Origin of the sequence: Tsukamurella hominis (genome assembly GCF_965137015.1) — a bacterium.
Lineage (GTDB): Bacteria > Actinomycetota > Actinomycetes > Mycobacteriales > Mycobacteriaceae > Tsukamurella > Tsukamurella hominis.
On the sequence record NZ_CBCRZG010000001.1, the window covers coordinates 1 to 14,971 of the forward strand.

Annotated in this window: 15 protein-coding genes; 12 read left to right on the forward strand and 3 right to left on the reverse strand. The window is 72.9% G+C overall.

Going from position 1 to position 14,971, the window contains the following annotated elements; genetic code table 11:
• Positions 1-128 precede the first annotated feature (128 nt).
• Entirely contained in the window at positions 129-1,466 is a 1,338-nt protein-coding gene (locus ACM9LD_RS00005; protein ID WP_415674773.1) for a hypothetical protein, read from the reverse strand.
• Between the two features lie 281 nt (positions 1,467-1,747).
• Between ACM9LD_RS00005 and rplM the strand changes: the two genes are divergently transcribed.
• The 7 genes from rplM (at position 1,748) to ACM9LD_RS00040 (ending at position 7,146) form a co-directional block, all read left to right on the forward strand.
• Positions 1,748-2,197: a 50S ribosomal protein L13 gene (gene rplM / locus ACM9LD_RS00010; RefSeq protein WP_415674774.1), complete on the forward strand. Its 450-nt coding sequence runs from the start codon at positions 1,748-1,750 to the stop codon at positions 2,195-2,197.
• Positions 2,194-2,697, forward strand: coding sequence for a 30S ribosomal protein S9 (rpsI, locus tag ACM9LD_RS00015; protein ID WP_224651186.1), 504 nt, complete (start codon positions 2,194-2,196; stop codon positions 2,695-2,697). Before rplM ends, rpsI begins: the two co-directional genes overlap by 4 nt.
• Before the next feature lie 92 nt (positions 2,698-2,789).
• Complete coding sequence (gene glmM / locus ACM9LD_RS00020) at positions 2,790-4,124, forward strand: phosphoglucosamine mutase (protein ID WP_415674775.1); 1,335 nt, start codon at positions 2,790-2,792, stop codon at positions 4,122-4,124.
• A gap of 57 nt (positions 4,125-4,181) precedes the next feature.
• Positions 4,182-4,883 carry an HAD family hydrolase gene (locus tag ACM9LD_RS00025; RefSeq protein ID WP_415674776.1) on the forward strand — a complete coding sequence of 234 codons (702 nt, stop codon included), beginning with the start codon at positions 4,182-4,184 and terminating at the stop codon, positions 4,881-4,883.
• A gap of 72 nt (positions 4,884-4,955) precedes the next feature.
• Entirely contained in the window at positions 4,956-5,252 is a 297-nt protein-coding gene (locus ACM9LD_RS00030; protein ID WP_415674777.1) for a hypothetical protein, read from the forward strand.
• A 3-nt stretch (positions 5,253-5,255) separates the two neighbouring features.
• The gene (locus tag ACM9LD_RS00035; protein WP_415674778.1) at positions 5,256-6,941 is read left to right on the forward strand and encodes a hypothetical protein; all 1,686 of its coding nucleotides are present in this window, start codon (positions 5,256-5,258) and stop codon (positions 6,939-6,941) included.
• Between the two features lie 22 nt (positions 6,942-6,963).
• Positions 6,964-7,146: a hypothetical protein gene (locus ACM9LD_RS00040; protein ID WP_415674779.1), complete on the forward strand. Its 183-nt coding sequence runs from the start codon at positions 6,964-6,966 to the stop codon at positions 7,144-7,146.
• A 27-nt stretch (positions 7,147-7,173) separates the two neighbouring features.
• Here the strand turns inward: ACM9LD_RS00040 and ACM9LD_RS00045 are convergent, their stop codons facing one another.
• Positions 7,174-8,019: a dienelactone hydrolase family protein gene (locus ACM9LD_RS00045; RefSeq protein ID WP_462933944.1), complete on the reverse strand. Its 846-nt coding sequence runs from the start codon at positions 8,017-8,019 to the stop codon at positions 7,174-7,176.
• A 37-nt stretch (positions 8,020-8,056) separates the two neighbouring features.
• Here ACM9LD_RS00045 and ACM9LD_RS00050 point away from each other — a divergent pair, with 37 nt between their 5' ends.
• The 4 genes from ACM9LD_RS00050 to tsaE are packed head-to-tail and all read left to right on the forward strand — an operon-like array spanning position 8,057 to position 12,144.
• Positions 8,057-9,475 carry an NAD(P)H-hydrate dehydratase gene (locus tag ACM9LD_RS00050; RefSeq protein ID WP_415674781.1) on the forward strand — a complete coding sequence of 473 codons (1,419 nt, stop codon included), beginning with the start codon at positions 8,057-8,059 and terminating at the stop codon, positions 9,473-9,475.
• Positions 9,476-9,488: 13 nt separating this feature from the next.
• Positions 9,489-10,628, forward strand: a complete 1,140-nt coding sequence (gene alr / locus ACM9LD_RS00055) for an alanine racemase (RefSeq protein ID WP_415674782.1) — start codon at positions 9,489-9,491, stop codon at positions 10,626-10,628.
• The gene (locus ACM9LD_RS00060; RefSeq protein ID WP_415674783.1) at positions 10,625-11,695 is read left to right on the forward strand and encodes an alpha/beta fold hydrolase; all 1,071 of its coding nucleotides are present in this window, start codon (positions 10,625-10,627) and stop codon (positions 11,693-11,695) included. Before alr ends, ACM9LD_RS00060 begins: the two co-directional genes overlap by 4 nt.
• A complete protein-coding gene (gene tsaE, locus ACM9LD_RS00065; protein WP_415674784.1) occupies positions 11,692-12,144 on the forward strand; it encodes a tRNA (adenosine(37)-N6)-threonylcarbamoyltransferase complex ATPase subunit type 1 TsaE in 453 nt (150 codons plus the stop codon). The genes ACM9LD_RS00060 and tsaE overlap by 4 nt, the downstream gene beginning before the upstream one ends.
• Before the next feature lie 10 nt (positions 12,145-12,154).
• On the opposite strand, the gene ACM9LD_RS00070 is transcribed toward tsaE, so the two are convergent.
• A complete protein-coding gene (locus ACM9LD_RS00070) occupies positions 12,155-12,787 on the reverse strand; it encodes a VOC family protein (RefSeq protein WP_415674785.1) in 633 nt (210 codons plus the stop codon).
• A 240-nt stretch (positions 12,788-13,027) separates the two neighbouring features.
• Here ACM9LD_RS00070 and ACM9LD_RS00075 point away from each other — a divergent pair, with 240 nt between their 5' ends.
• On the forward strand, positions 13,028-14,953 hold the full coding sequence (locus ACM9LD_RS00075) for an HNH endonuclease signature motif containing protein (RefSeq protein WP_415674786.1): 1,926 nt from the start codon (positions 13,028-13,030) through the stop codon (positions 14,951-14,953).
• The last annotated feature ends 18 nt before the right edge of the window (positions 14,954-14,971 follow it).

Genomic DNA, 14,971 nt, shown 5'->3' on the forward strand with positions numbered 1-14,971 from the left:
GGCAGGGGCGGCANNCCCGGCCCGGGGGCGTTCGACGGTGCGGACTGGCCCAGGGGGCTCTGGGGTGCGCTCATGCCGTCATCGTAAGTCCGGCTCACGACCACTCCTAGTGACAGATGTAACGGGGCTCAGGGGAAGTCGAGGGTCGGTGCGTCCTCGTCGGGGACGGGGTGCGTGAACCGCAGCGGCTCGGAGTCCCGCTTCATCGGGCGCCGCTCGTAGGCGGCGACGATCTCGCGGCCGTCGACCCGCCCGGCGATCGTCAGGCGGTCGCGGTCCGGCTGCGTGTACTGCAGCACCGTCTCGGGGCCGGACTTGCTCGGCTTGATCGTGAGCGCGGAGTCGCTGACGTCGAGGAGCCAGGGCGTGACCCGCGCCGCGGAGTCCTGGGTGACGAAGGCGTTGTACGACTCGCCCGCGGCCTCCCACATCCCGCGTCCGCGGTAGGTGATCGCCACGTTGATCCACGCCGGATCGGTGGCGAGGGCCGCCTCGCGGCCGTCCACCCGGAACGACGTCGCGTGCCACGTGCCGTCGACGTCGCCGCGCGTCTCCGCGAGCGCGGACTTCATCATGACCCCGGCGGCGAGGCCGACCCCGGTGATCGCGATGAGGGCGAGCGCGGCCGCCGTCTTGCCCGTGCGGCGCAGCCACGTCCGGTCGGAACCCGCGGCGGGCCAGATCGCGGGCATCGGCCCCGTCGCACGGCCGAAGCCCGCGCGGATCAGGTTCAGCCACTGCGGCGCGAGCAGGGCGATCGCGATCACCAGGAACTCGAAGCAGAGGAACTTCACCGGCACGTTGTAGAAGCTGTCCATGAGCAGCACCTGCACCATGGAGACGATGGAGCCCAGCGCGCCCAGGATCCAGGTGCGGCGCGAGAGCAGGAGGAGGCCGGAGATCAGCTCGACGAGGCCCGTGACGATCGAGTAGCCGTCCGAGGCGCCCATGAAGCCCCACAGCATGTTCATCCGGCTGATGTCGCCGGCGGGCTGCAGCGCGTAGGTCGGCAGCTGCATGAACCCCATCTGCGTGGGAATAGCCTTGCCCAGGCCGTAGAAGATCATGCCGCTGGCCAGCGCGATCCGGCCGACCTGCCAGAGCAGCCCGCCGAGGCTGCGGTAGTCGCCGCGGCCCCGGTCGAGGAGCGTCCAGACGACGGTGATCGCGACCGCGACCACTGCCCAGCCGATGTGGTACTGCCAGATGCCCATCGAATCGCCCGAGCTGGTCAGCTCGGGGAGCTGCAGCTCCGTGCCGGTGACGAGCGCGCCGAGCCGGGCGAACGGGCCCTGCACCACGGACATCACGGGCGCGAACTGCAGGCTGCCGAAGACGGAGAGGATGGTCAGGCCGCCGCCCAGGGTGAAGAGCAGGCGGAAACCGATGAGCTGAGCGGTGGTCCAGCGCGGGGGCGGGGCGTCGGTCGCGGGCGCGGCGGGCGCCTCCACGGTCGGGGTGGTCATGTCCTCGACGCTATTTCCCGACGGTGCGCGGCCACATCCGGGAAAGCCCCCTACCGGACCCTGAGGTGCGGCACCGTCGGGGCACGAGCACCGGGGTGGAGCACCCTGACCCGCCCGTTTTGACCTGCGGCGGGGCACCCGCGTACTCTGGTCCGCTGGTGTGTGGCGCCGCGCTGCCCTCTCGAGGGTGACGCGGAGTCGGGTCCCGGGTCTCCGTTGGTCGCCGGGAGTGCTCTCGTCACGCATGGACCGGCACCGAACCATCGAGCAGAGGATCTCCTGTGCCTACTTACACCCCGAAGGCGGGTGACGTGACCCGGCAGTGGCACGTCATCGACGCATCCGACGTGGTGCTCGGCCGCCTCGCCGTCGCAGCTGCCAACCTGCTGCGCGGCAAGCACAAGCCGACCTACGCCCCCAACGTGGACAGCGGCGACTACGTCATCATCATCAACGCGGAGAAGGTGGCCCTGTCGGGCGCCAAGCTCACCGACAAGCGGCACTACCGCCACTCGGGCTTCCCGGGCGGCCTGAGCTCGCGCACCATCGGCGAGGTCCTCGGCTCCAAGAACCCGGAGCGCGTGGTGCAGAAGGCTGTTCTCGGCATGATCCCGAAGAACAAGCTGGGCAGCGCCATCGGCGGCAAGCTGAAGGTCTACGCCGGCCCGAACCACCCCCACGCCGCGCAGCAGCCGGTTCCCTACGAGATCAAGCAGGTGGCGCAGCAGTGAGCGACACGATCGAGAACAACGAGACCGACGCCGAGGTCGTTCCCAACGAGTACACCTCGGAGACCCCCGAGGCCTCGGCCGAGACCCGCGCCCCCCGTGGCCCCGTCGTCGTCGAGCGCCCCATCCAGACCGTCGGCCGCCGCAAGGAGGCCGTGGTCCGCGTGCGTCTGACCGCCGGCACCGGCAACTTCGTGCTGAACGGCCGCACCATCGAGGACTACTTCCCCAACAAGCTGCACCAGCAGCTGGTGAAGTCCCCGCTGGTCACCGTCGAGCGCCTCGAGTCCTTCGACATCGCCGCGAACCTCACCGGTGGCGGCCCGTCGGGCCAGGCGGGCGCCCTGCGCCTCGCCATCGCCCGCGCGCTGATCGAGGTCTCGCCCGAGGATCGCCCCGCGCTGAAGCGCGCCGGCTTCCTCACGCGTGACCCGCGTGCCGTCGAGCGCAAGAAGTACGGCCTGAAGAAGGCCCGCAAGGCTTCGCAGTACAGCAAGCGCTGATTGCAGGCTTTCACCAGGGCAGGCACCCGCATCCGTGCGGGCGCCTGCCCTGGTCTCGTTTCCACCCATCTCTACGTGTGAGGTACTGACCCATGGGGCGTCTGTTCGGGACCGACGGTGTGCGCGGCCTGGCCAACAAGGATCTGACCGCCGACCTGGCGCTGCGGCTGTCCGCCGCTGCTGCGGCGGTGCTCGGTGCACACGATCTCGAAGGTCGCGACCGGCCCTTCGCGGTCGTCGGCTGGGACCCGAGGGCATCGTCGGAAATGCTGTCGGCCGCGGTCTCCGCGGGCCTGACCAGCGCCGGCGTCGACGTGCTGCTCGTGGGCGTCATGCCCACGCCCGCCGTCGCCCACCTGGTGGCCGAGTACGACGCGGCGCTCGGCGTGATGATCTCCGCCTCGCACAATCCCATGCCGGACAACGGCATCAAGTTCTTCGCCCGCGGCGGGCACAAGCTGGAGGATGCGCAGGAGGACGCCATCGAGGCGGCCCTCGACGACCCCGCCCCGCCCCGCCCCACGGGCGCCGCGATCGGCCGCGTGAAGCGCGCCTTCGACGCGGTCGACCGGTACGTCGCGCACCTCGAATCGGCGGTGCACGTCCCGCTCGCGGGGCTGAAGGTGGTCGTCGACGCCGCCAACGGCGCCGCCTCGACGGTGGCCGCCAAGGCCTACCGCGACGCGGGCGCCGAGGTGATCGCGATCCATGACGAGCCCGACGGCCTGAACATCAACCGCGACTGCGGCTCCACCCACCTCGAAGGCCTGCGCGCGGCGGTGCTCGCGCACGAGGCCGATCTGGGGCTCGGACACGACGGCGACGCCGACCGCTGCCTCGCCATCGACGCGAACGGGCGGACCGTGGACGGCGACGCCATCATGGCGATCCTCGCGATCGCGATGGACGAGGCCGGTGAGCTCACCGACCACACGCTGGTCGCGACGGTGATGAGCAACCTGGGCCTGCACCTCGCGATGAAGGCCGCGGGCATCACGCTGCGGACCGCCGCGGTGGGCGACCGCTACGTGCTCGAGGAGCTGCGCACCGGCGGCTACGCCCTGGGCGGCGAGCAGTCGGGGCACATCGTGCTCCCGGCGCTCGGCACCACGGGCGACGGCGTGCTCACCGGGCTCAAGATCATGGAGCGGATGGCGCAGACGGGCTCCTCGCTGGCCGAGCTCGCGTCGGTGCTCACGGTGCTGCCGCAGGTGCTGGTGAACGTGCGCGTCATCGACAAGGCCGCGGCGATGGCGTCGTCGGAGCTGGTCGCGGCGCTGGCCGCGGAGGAGGCCGCGCTCGGCGAGGCCGGCCGGATCCTGCTGCGCCCGTCGGGCACGGAGCCGCTGGTCCGGGTCATGGTGGAGGCGCCGACCGAGGACGTCGCGCGCGGCACCGCGGAGCGCCTCGCGGGTCTCATCTCCTGACCGCACTGTTTCCGGGACCGCTTGTCGAAACGTTTTCATAACCGGTAGCGTGTGGCTATGACATCGGGTGGGACCGGCTACGCCGGTGTGCTGTTCGACTTCTCGGGGACGCTGTTCCGGCTGGAGCCGGACCCGGCGTGGTTCGCGGGGCTCAACGACGCGGACGGACGCGAGCTCGACGACGCCGCCCAGCGCGAGCTCCTGCACCGGATGACGGTGCCCGTCGGCGTTCCGGTGCCGATGGAGGGCGAGGCGCTGCGCACCTGGCACGCCCGCGACCTCTCCTCCGCGGACCACCGCGGCGCCTACCTGCACGTCCTCGAGCACTCCGGCGTCGCCGACACGGGCGAGCGGGAGCGGCTGTACGGCGAATTCTCCAACCCGCTCAACTGGTCGATCTACCCCGACACCGCCGCCGTCCTCCGCGCCGCGCGCGAGGCGGGCCTGAAGGTGGGCGTGCTCTCCAACATCGGCTACGACATCCGCCCCGCGTTCGAGCGCGAGGGCATCGACGGCCTCGTCGACGAGTTCGTCCTCTCCTTCGAGGTGGGCCACGCCAAGCCCGACCTCGCGGTCTTCCACGCCGCCACCGCCGCCCTCGGCCTGCCGCCGGAGAAGGTGCTCATGGTCGGCGACAGCGAGGAGGCCGACGGTGCCTCCCGCGCCATCGGCTGCGGCTTCGCGCAGGTCGAGCCGCTCCCCGTCGACGACCGCCCCGCCGGACTGCTGGACGCGGTCCGGGCCGCCGGCGCGATCTGAGGAAGACTCGGGAACCGATCCGCCCGCTGGTGCGTCCAATGAGTAAGGGGACGTGTGAGCGAGGGGGATCGCATGGGCACGAAGATCGATCCGGCCGCGGTGTCGAAGGCCGGCGGCAGCTATTCGACGGTGGCCGACAACCTCGGCACCGTCGCCGGCCGCGTCCGTGGCTTCACCGCGGAGGCCGGTGACTTCGGGCGGAAGTACCAGTCCGACGGTGCCGCCTACGCCGCCACGATGGAGAGCCTGGCGAAGAGTGTCGACGCGTGGCAGGTGGGCTCCCGTGCCTGCGGTGCGGGGCTGACCACCTCGGCGTCGGCGCACAAGTCCACCGACGACAGCGGCGCCGCCGCGGTCACCGGGGCCTGATCCGTGGCGGAGCAGACCGTCGACCAGATGCTCGACGCGGGTGCGGATTGCTTGCAGTACTTCAAGGCGATGCTCGATATCGCGAAGTGGTTGTCGCAGAAGACGTGGCCCGATTGGCGTGATCACGTGTGCCGTGATTACGACAACGAGCGGGGCATCGATCTCGCATCACTTCGGGGCGATGCGGTCATGCTGCGGCAGCAGGCCACGGCCGCGCGCCAGGCCGTCACGGACCAGTCCGCGGCGCGTACGAGCGTACAGACGGCCTGGCCCGACAATGCCGGACGCGCCGCCGTGACGACCCTGGACGCACAGCAGAGGCGGAGCGAGCCGGTTGCCACGGTCCTCGAGAGAACCGCGACCGCGGCGGAATCGGTACCGGGCGCGGTCCTGTCCGCGGTGAAGACGAAGACGGACGCGCTCAGCGAGTTCGCTTCGAAGGAAGCGGACGCCGGCGTGTGGGTAGGCGTGATGCGGGTCGCGGGTCTGGTGGTACCGGGAGTCGCATCGTTGGTCGAACTCAACGCGGGCTCCCGCGAGCGATTCGAAGCGCAACTTGCGCAGGACCTCGCCCGCTTTGACCAGATCAACGCGACCGCGGTCTCGGCCGTCCAGGCCGCCTACGCGACCGTGCCGGCTGCGGCCAAGGGCATCGACGCGTCGGCGTTCCCGGCACCGTCGTTCGGCACGATCACGGCGACCAGCACCGAGACCCCGACCAGCCCGACCACGGCGTCGCCGGTCACCAGCGGTGGCGGAGGAGGCGGCGGCAGCGGGTCACCCACGACGTCGTCGCCGTCCAGCACGTCCCCGACGTCCACGAGCCCGACCAGCACCAGCCCCACCGCGACCGGCACGTCCACGAGCCCGACGACCACCACCAGCCCCACGACCACCGGCACGACGACCTCGCCGACGACGACCGGCGCGAGCACCACCCCGTCGGCCGCGACGCCCAGCACCGGCACGGGTACCGGTGCCGGCACGGGTAGCGGCACGCCCTCGTGGCTCTCGCAGCTGCTCCCGAAGATCGCCGAACAGCTCGGCCTGGGCGACAAGTCCACCGGCGACGGCAAGGACACCGACAAGACCGGCGACAAGTCCGCCGACAAGACCGGCGACAAGGACGCCAAGGGCGAGAAGGTGCTCGGCGTCGACGCCCTCGGACGCACCGTCACCGCGACCCTCAGCCCGGACGGCAAGACCGTCGAGGTCACCGCGAAGAAGCCGGACGGCACGGTCGCCGAGAAGGCCGCACTCACGATCGGCGAGGACGGCAAGCTCACCCCCGTCGACGGCACGGACGGAGTGGGCAAGGACGGAGCGGGCAAGGACGGCACCGGTGCCGGCGGCAAGGGCGAGGACGGCGCCGGCAAGGCGGGCGACGCGAAGCCGGCCGAGGCAAAGCCCGGCGACGCGAAGCCCAGTACGCAGAACGGCGCCGGAACTGGTGGCGGCCCAACGCCCGGGGCGGCGTCCCCGTCCGGAAGCGGCGGCGGAACAGGCGGCGGTGCGACCCCGTCGGCCGCCCCGAGCCCCGTCGTGCCGAACGTCCCGTCCACTCCGGCGGCCCCGGCGAAACCGTCGAACACCGGCGATCAGAACCCCGCGCCCGCAGCGGAACCGTGCCCGCCCGGCGAGCCCGCGGACCAGGGCACGGGCGCCGAGTTCGCCGTCAGCGGCACGTGATCAGCGCCGCCGAGGAGATGCGATGAGCAGCACCGACCCCCATCCCGACGACCACGCCCGCGCGATCCGCATCGCGGAGCGACAGGACCTGTTCGACGAGTTGCTGCGCGTCGCGGGCGTCACGCCGGAGCCGGCCGCGATCACGCAGCCGATCCCGGTGATCGCGCGCACGGAGCAGCCGGACTCCTGGCTCAGCGCGGGCTGAACACGGGCGCGGGCCGAGCGCGGGGACTCACGCCAGGCTACGCAGGCGCTGCAGGGCGCTGGGCTGCTCGGGCTCGGCGTTCGGGTCCCAGACGTAGGAGCTGTCGCCGAGATCGGCGCCGACCTCGGTGAAGACCTTGTACTCCTTGTCGTCGGCGAGCCCGCCGAGCAGGTAACCGGTCAGCAGCGCGCGGACCATCTTCTGCGTCGACTTGTCGGAGCCGCCCGCGCCGAGGGCGCCACGCAGCGAGATGCCCTCCGCCAGGCCGCCGGGCTCGGCGCCGGGCACGATCCGCAGCTCTGTCGGGCCCGAATACCGCAGCGAGAGGACGCCGGCGTTCGAGGTCATCGACTGCTCGTCGCCGGGCGCGCCCAGGATCAGTGCGTTCGCGTGGGTGCCGGTCGACGCCTTCTCCGCCTGCGGCGAGGTGGGCGCCGGGAACAGCGCGGCGAGCCACTCGACGCGGGAGTCCGCCGCGGCGGCGATGAGCGCCGCCCCGGTGCCCCATCCGTGGCCGACGACCGCGCGCTTGGCCTTGTTGACGGTGATCGCGCCGTCGCCCAGGCGGACCTCGGTGATCACGTCGAGCGCGGTGCCCAGGTCGATCGCGAGGCGCCCGTCGGAGGCCAGCACGCCGCCCTCGGTGTCCGGTGCCGCCACGACCAGGCCCCACGAGGCCAGGTGCTGCAGAGTCTTGGTGTACCGCTTCGACGGGGTCAGCCAGTCGTGCGCGAACGCCACCGCGGGCAGGTTCGAGCCGTTCTCGGGCGTGTAGATCACACCGGGCAGGCCCGCGACGCCCAGGTCGCCCTTGAGCACGCGGTGCGGCCCGCGCTTCTGCAGCTTCTTCACCAGCTTGCCCGCGTCAGTCACGCCGCTCACGTTAGCCGATCTGCCGTACCGTGGCGGCGTGCGGCACTTTCACCACCCCGACTCCGTACGCGCGGCCGAGGCGCCCCTCCTCGCCGCCCTGCCCGACGGTGCCCTCATGCGGCGCGCCGCGTACGGCCTCGCGGACGTCTGCGCGCAGGAACTGATCGATCGCACGGGCGGCGCCGCGGGCCGCAGGGTGACGCTGCTCGTCGGCTCCGGCGACAACGGCGGCGACGCGCTGTTCGCCGGCGCGTTCCTGCGGCGCCGCGGCGTCGCCGTGGAGGCGGTGCTGCTCGCGCCCGACCGTGCGCACGCCGCCGGGCTCCGCGCCCTCGAGCGCGCGGGCGGGCGGGTCGTCGCGGTGCCGCGCCGTCCGGACCTGGTGGTCGACGGCATCGTCGGGATCAGTGCGCGCGGTGCGCTCCGGACGGAGGCGGCGGACCTCGTCGCCGGGATCACCGCGCCGATCGTCGCGGCGGACACCCCGTCGGGCGTCGACGTCCGCACTGGCGTCGTGCACGGCCCGGCCGTCGCCGCCGCCGTCACCGTCGCCTTCGGTGCCCTCAAGCCCGTGCACGCGCTCGCCCCCGCCCGCTGCGGCCGGATCGAGCTGATCGACATCGGCCTCGCGTTCCCCTCCGACCGGAGCGCGGGCGAGCTGCTCGCCTACGACGACGCCGACCTGGCCGCGCTCTGGCCCGTCCCCGGCCCCGCCGACGACAAGTACAGCCTCGGCGTGCTCGGCGTCGTCGCCGGCGGCGCGACGTACCCGGGCGCCGCCGTGCTGGCGACGGGCGCGGCGATCCGCGCGACATCGGGCATGGTCCGCTACGCCGGCGCCGCCCGCGCCGCGGTCCTCGCCGCCTGGCCCGAGGTGGTCGCGAGCGACGACGTCACGGACAGCGGCCGCGTGCAGGCGTGGGCCGCGGGCCCTGGCATGGGAGTCGACGGTGCGGCCGCGGATCGTCTGGCCCGGGTCCTCGACCAGGACCTCCCGACGGTGCTCGACGCGGACGCTCTCACGCTGCTCGCCGAGCATCCGGGCCTGCTGTCCGGCCGGACCGCCCCGACGGTCCTGACGCCGCACGCGGGGGAGTTCGCGCGGCTCGTGGGCCCCGTCGGCAACGACCGGGTCGCGGCCGCGCGCGAGGCGGCCCGCGAACTCGACGCGACGGTGCTGCTCAAGGGGCACGTCACCGTCATCGCGGCCCCCGACGGCACCGTCGTGGCCGACACCGCGGGCTCGTCCTGGGCCGCGACGCCCGGGTCGGGCGACGTGCTGACCGGTCTCGTCGGCAAGCTCCTCGCCTCCGGCCTCGGCCCGCTCGACGCGGCCGCCTGCGCCGCGCGGGTGCACGGTCTCGCCGCTGCCCGCGCCGCCGACGGTGCCCCGACGCACGCCGGGGCGATCAGCGCGGCGGTGCCGGACGTCCTGCGCACGGTGCTGCGCGACTAGGCTGAGCAGCGCCATGAAGACATCGATTCCCGCGACCGGGCTGGAGCGGCTGACAGCGCAGATCGACCTGGGCGCGGTCGCGCACAACACGCGGATCGTCGCCGACCACGCGCCGGGGGCCGCGGTGATGGCGGTGCTCAAGGCGGACGCCTACGGGCACGGCGCCGTGCCCGTCGCGCGGGCGGTGCTCGCGGGCGGCGCCACGGAGATCGGCGTGACCACCGTCGACGAGGCGGTCGCGCTGCGCGAGGGCGGCGTCACCGTGCCGCTGCTCAGCTGGCTCAGCACGACCTGCTTCGAGCGGGCCATCGACGCCGACGTCCGGATCGGCGTCAGCTCGCCGCGTCAGCTGGCCGCCGTCGTGGCCGCGGCGAGGAACGTGGGCCGCCCCGCGACGGTGCACGTCAAGGTCGATACCGGGCTCAGCCGCAACGGAGTCTCCGCGGCCGAATGGGCCGCCACCCGCGACGCCCTCGTCGACGCGGAGCGGGCCGGCACCGTCGAGTTGCAGGGCGTCTTCACCCACCTCGCCCACGGTGACGACCCGGAGCACCCGTTCCTCGACGTCCAGCGCGATGCGCTCGCCGCCACCGTCGCCGACGCCCGCGCGCACGGCCTGACGCCCACGCAGGTGCACGCCGCGAACTCCGCGGCCGCGCTGACCCGCCCCGATCTGCACTTCGACCTGGTCCGCCCCGGCATCGCCCTCTACGGCGGAGTCCCGGTGCCCGGCAGGGACTTCGGGCTCCGGCCGGCGATGACCTTCGCCGCGCCCGTGATCCTGATCAAGCGGATCCGTCAGGGAGACGGGGTCAGCTACGGGCACAGCTGGATCGCGCCGCGCGACACCGTCGTCGGGCTGATCCCCGCCGGGTACGCGGACGGGGTGTGGCGCCCGCTGAGCGGCCGCATCGAGGTGGCGATCGGCGGGCGGCGCTTCCCGCAGGTCGGCCGAGTCTGTATGGACCAGAGCGTGATCGACCTCGGGCCCGACGGCGGCGGGGTGTCCGAGGGCGACACCGCCGTCCTCTTCGGCGACGCGCCCGGCGCCGACGTCGCCGCCGACTGGGCGGAGAAGGTCGGCACCATCGACTACGAGATCCTCACCGGCGTGCGCGGGCGCGCCGTCCGGACCTACACGGGGGAACTGTGAACGACGACCGCGGCCGCATCCACATCCCCGAGCGCCTGCCCGGGCCCGCCCTGCTCGCGGGCCTCGGCACCGGCGTCGCCGTCGCCGCGCTGACGGGGATCGCCGCCGCAGCACGGGTTCTCGGCGTCCGCGGCGCGGGCGACGATCCCGTCTCGCCCGACGACCTGGTGTTCCGGTCCGACCGCGAGTCGATCGTCATGAGCCCCGACGGTGTGCCGCTGCACGTCCGCGAGGTCGGCCCCCGGACGGCCCCGGTGACGGTGCTGTTCGTGCACGGTTTCACGCTGCGGACCGCGTCCTGGGTGCTGGTCCGGAACGAGCTGCAGGCCCGCTGGGGCGACGACGTGCGCATGGTCTTCCCCGACTGCCGCGGCCACGGCGACTCCGGCTCCTGCACGCCGGAGCAGAGCACCGTCGCCCTCCTCGGCGACGACATCGCCACCGTCCTGCGGGCCCTCGTGCCCGAGGGGCCGGTCGTGCTCGCCGGGCACTCGATGGGCGGCATGGCGATCTGCGCGTTCGCGACCGGACATCCCGAGCTGGTCGGCTCGCGGGTGGTCGGCGCGTCGCTGCTCGGCACCGCGTCGCACGCGCTCACCGACGTGGGACTGGCTGCCGCGCTGCGCAATCCGGTGCTCGACGTGATGAGTGTCGCGATTCGTTTCCTGCCCTCGGTCGTCGGCCGGGGCCGCGAGGTGATCAAGCCGATCGCGACGCCCTTCGTCACGGCGGGGGCCTACGCGCCCGGCGATCGGAGCGCGACCATGACGGACTTCTCGTCGACCATGAGCCTGTCGGCGCCGCTCGGCACCTACGCGGGTTTCATGCCCGCGCTGGAGGAGTACGACGAGCGCGGCGCGCTCCCGGTGCTGCGCCGCATCGAAACCTCCGTGGTGTGCGGCGACCACGACTGGATGACGCCGCTGAGCAAGTCGAAGGCGCTCGCCGACGCACTCGACTCCGAGCTCATCGTGCTCGCGGAGACGGGGCACATGCTGATCCTCGAGTCCGCGCCCAGGGTGGCGCGGGCGATCGCCGACCTCGTCGCACGGGCGGTGCCGGAGTGAGCCGGCCGGTGCGGGGCGAGCGGGTGCTGCCCGAGGTCGAGGACACCGAGGCCCTCGGCCGGGAGCTCGCGGCCGAGCTCACCGCGGGCGACCTCGTCATCCTCGACGGTCCGCTCGGGGCTGGGAAGACCGCGCTGACCCGCGGGATCGCCGCCGGACTCGGCGTCACCGGGCGGGTCTCGTCGCCGACGTTCATCATCGCCCGGGAGCACCGTCCGGGCGCGTCGGGAGGCCCGGGCCTCGTCCACGTGGACGCCTACCGCCTCGGCGGCCTCGACGAGTTGGACGCGCTCGACCTCGACACCGATCTCGAGGACTGCGTCGTCGTCGTGGAGTGGGGCGAGGGCGTGGCCGAGCGCCTCGCCGACCGGCACCTCATGGTCCGCCTGCGGCGGGCTGAGGGCACCGACGTCCGCACCGTCACCTGGGAGTGGGTCGACGGGGCCTGACCCGGCTCGGTCAGTCCCTGCCGGCCACGGTGCAGATGCAGGCGTGATTGCCCTGGGCGTCCGCGAGCACCCAGAAGCTGGGGGCGTGCGTGCCGGACACCAGCCGGCCGCCGGCCGCGATCGCGGCGTCGATGCGGCCCCGCGCCTCCCGCGGGTCGACCCAGACGTCCAGGTGGAAGCGCTGGCGCGGGGGCTCGTGCGCGTCGGTGCGCTGGAACCAGAGGATCGCGTCGGCGCCGTGCGCGCGGATCTCCAGATCGCCGTCGTCGTCCTGCACTTCGGCGCCGAGCACCGCCGACCAGAAGGGTGCGATCTCGGCGGCGTCCGCCGTGTCGAGGCCCAGCTCGACCACCGACGACTCCCCGGGATTCGCGGTGATCTCCCGCTCGCGCGCGATCTCCGAGAACCGCGCGGCGAGCCGGCGGTCCCGGTCGGTGACGCCGCCGGCGTCGTGGCTGTAGAGGAGGACGTCGACGGTGCCGTACCGCAGAGTGAGGTCGGGGTGGTGGTTCGCAGCCTCGGCCGCGGCGGCGAACGCGGTCACCAGCTCGAGCCCGGCGGTGAAGTCACGGGTGCGGAACCGGGTGTGCAGGCCGCGGACGAGCGGCGCCCAGTCGGGGAGGGGATCGGTGTTCTCGCTCATGATTCCATGGTGCTCCCCGGCACCGACAAGTTCGAGCGATCCGCCATGTTCGGCACTTGCGATCACCTCGAACAGAAGTACGATTGAAATATGAACGGATCCGGCGCCTTGGCGAGCCTCCCGAAGGCTTTGGTGCCTTCGGGGTTGGCCGACGGCGCGGTCGGTTCCGGGGTGTTGGGGTCGGTGTTGGAGCGGCAACGGCGGTCGGAGTGTCTGGCGTTCTGCAGGACGGTCTCGGCGGTGTATGCGCTGTTCCGGGACCGATACGGGGAGCGGGAGTCGGCGTTCCTGGCGTCGGATCCGATCGGTGGCGCGGATTTCTACGCGGTGCGGCGGGAGCTGTCGCTGGCTTATGAGGCGGTGAAGACGGAGATCTCGGCGGCGCTGCGGATCGGGCCGGCGGCCGCGGAGACGGCGATCGAACAGGCGGTGGGTTTCGTCGAACGCCTGCCGCGGGTGTTCGCGTTGATCGGTCGTCATGTGCTCTCCCCGCGGGGCGGGATGGAGGCGCTGAGCCGCGCGCGGGCCCTGACCGGGGCGCAGGCGCTGGAGTTCGATGGGCGGCTCGCGGATCTGTTGACCGCGGATCCGCTGCAGCTGGTGTCGGTTCCGGCGTTGCGGGAGGCCGCGGATCACCTGGTGCACGAGATCGACCCGGTGGCGGCGGAGCGTCGGCGGCGGATGGCCGAGGAGGACCGCCGGGTCACGTTCCGTCCCGCCGAGGACGGGATGGCGGCGGCGTACGCGCTGCTGACGGCGCACGAGGGGCTCGAGCTCGGGGTGCGGGTGGACGAGATCGCCGGCACGGTGTGCGAATCGGACCCGCGGACGGTGGCGCAGCGGCGGGTGGACGGGTTGATGATGCTGGTGCGCGGGTACGTCACGCTGGGCTGCTGGTGTGCGGTGCCGGGCTGCCCGTTGCAGGAGGCCCGCCCGGTGGGGGACACCGGCTCGGACGACGAGGGTGTGCGGGTGGTGACCCGGTACCGCACGTTGATCCATGTGGTGGTGAACGAGAAGACCCTCGCCGATTCGCAGAACACCGATGCGGGGTTCCTGCTCGGGCACGGCCCGATCACCGCACAATACGCCCGTGATCTCGCGGCCCGTGATGACGCGGTCCTGCGCCCCTTCGGAGAGGAACTCCCCGACACGACCGAGTGTGAACCGGCGGGCGCCGCAGCACACGTCGCGGCCCCGAGTGAACCGGAGCCGAGCAGCCCCGAGCCGAGCAACCCTGAGCTGATCAACGCTGAGCCGACCGTCGGCGAGGCGGGCGCCACCGGGGCCGTCGACGACGCGGACGACCAGGAACAGTCTTCCGCACCGGCTTCCGGGGGTTCGGCTCGGCGGCCGCCGCGGTCGGTGTGGTTCCGCACGCCGGGGCTCGACCTCTCGCGACGCGCTCCGGCGAGTGTCCTGCTCGCCGCGCGCTGTTGCCACACGGGTCTCCCAGTAGTCACCGAAGCGGCACCCGCAGAGTGTGATTCGCCTCAGCGGGTCGATGAACCCGCCGCCGAAGACCAGGGGACAGCTCTGCCCACACCAACCCCGACGACCGCAGTGAGCCCGCGGGCGCTGGTGATCGCGCAGGGCAGCGGCGGCTACCGGTTCTCCGCCGACCTCATCCGCTACCTCGCGCTGCTCTATCCGCGCTGCGTCTTCCCGCTGTGCACCCGCCCGGCCTCGCGCTGCCAGCTCGACCACGCTCGCGAGTACGACCACCGCGACCCCGCCCGCGGCGGTGCCACCGCGGCCGGCAACGGCCAGCCCCTCTGCGTGCCCCATCACCAGCTCAAGACCGCCGGCCTGTGGACCGACGCCCGTCTGCCCGACGGCCGCATCCTCTGGATCGGTCCCACCGGCGAGCGGATCATCGTCGACCCCTCCCGCACCATCCTGGCGCTGTTCCCCGACCTGGCCCGGATCGCCTGGACCACACCCGAAGCCACCGCGCGACGGACGACACCCTCACCGGGCGGCCCCACCCGACTCCAGAAGGAACACGTTCGACGAGAACGGCTGCGCGCCGCACACCTGGACGCCCTCGCCCGCGAACGCGACGAATGCGAGAACGTCAGCGCCGTCGAACACCACCTCGGGACCGTCCTCGCCGGACGCGACCCCGCACTCCACCCACCACCGGACGAACCCCCGCCCTTCTGACCGGGGCGGTGCTCGGGC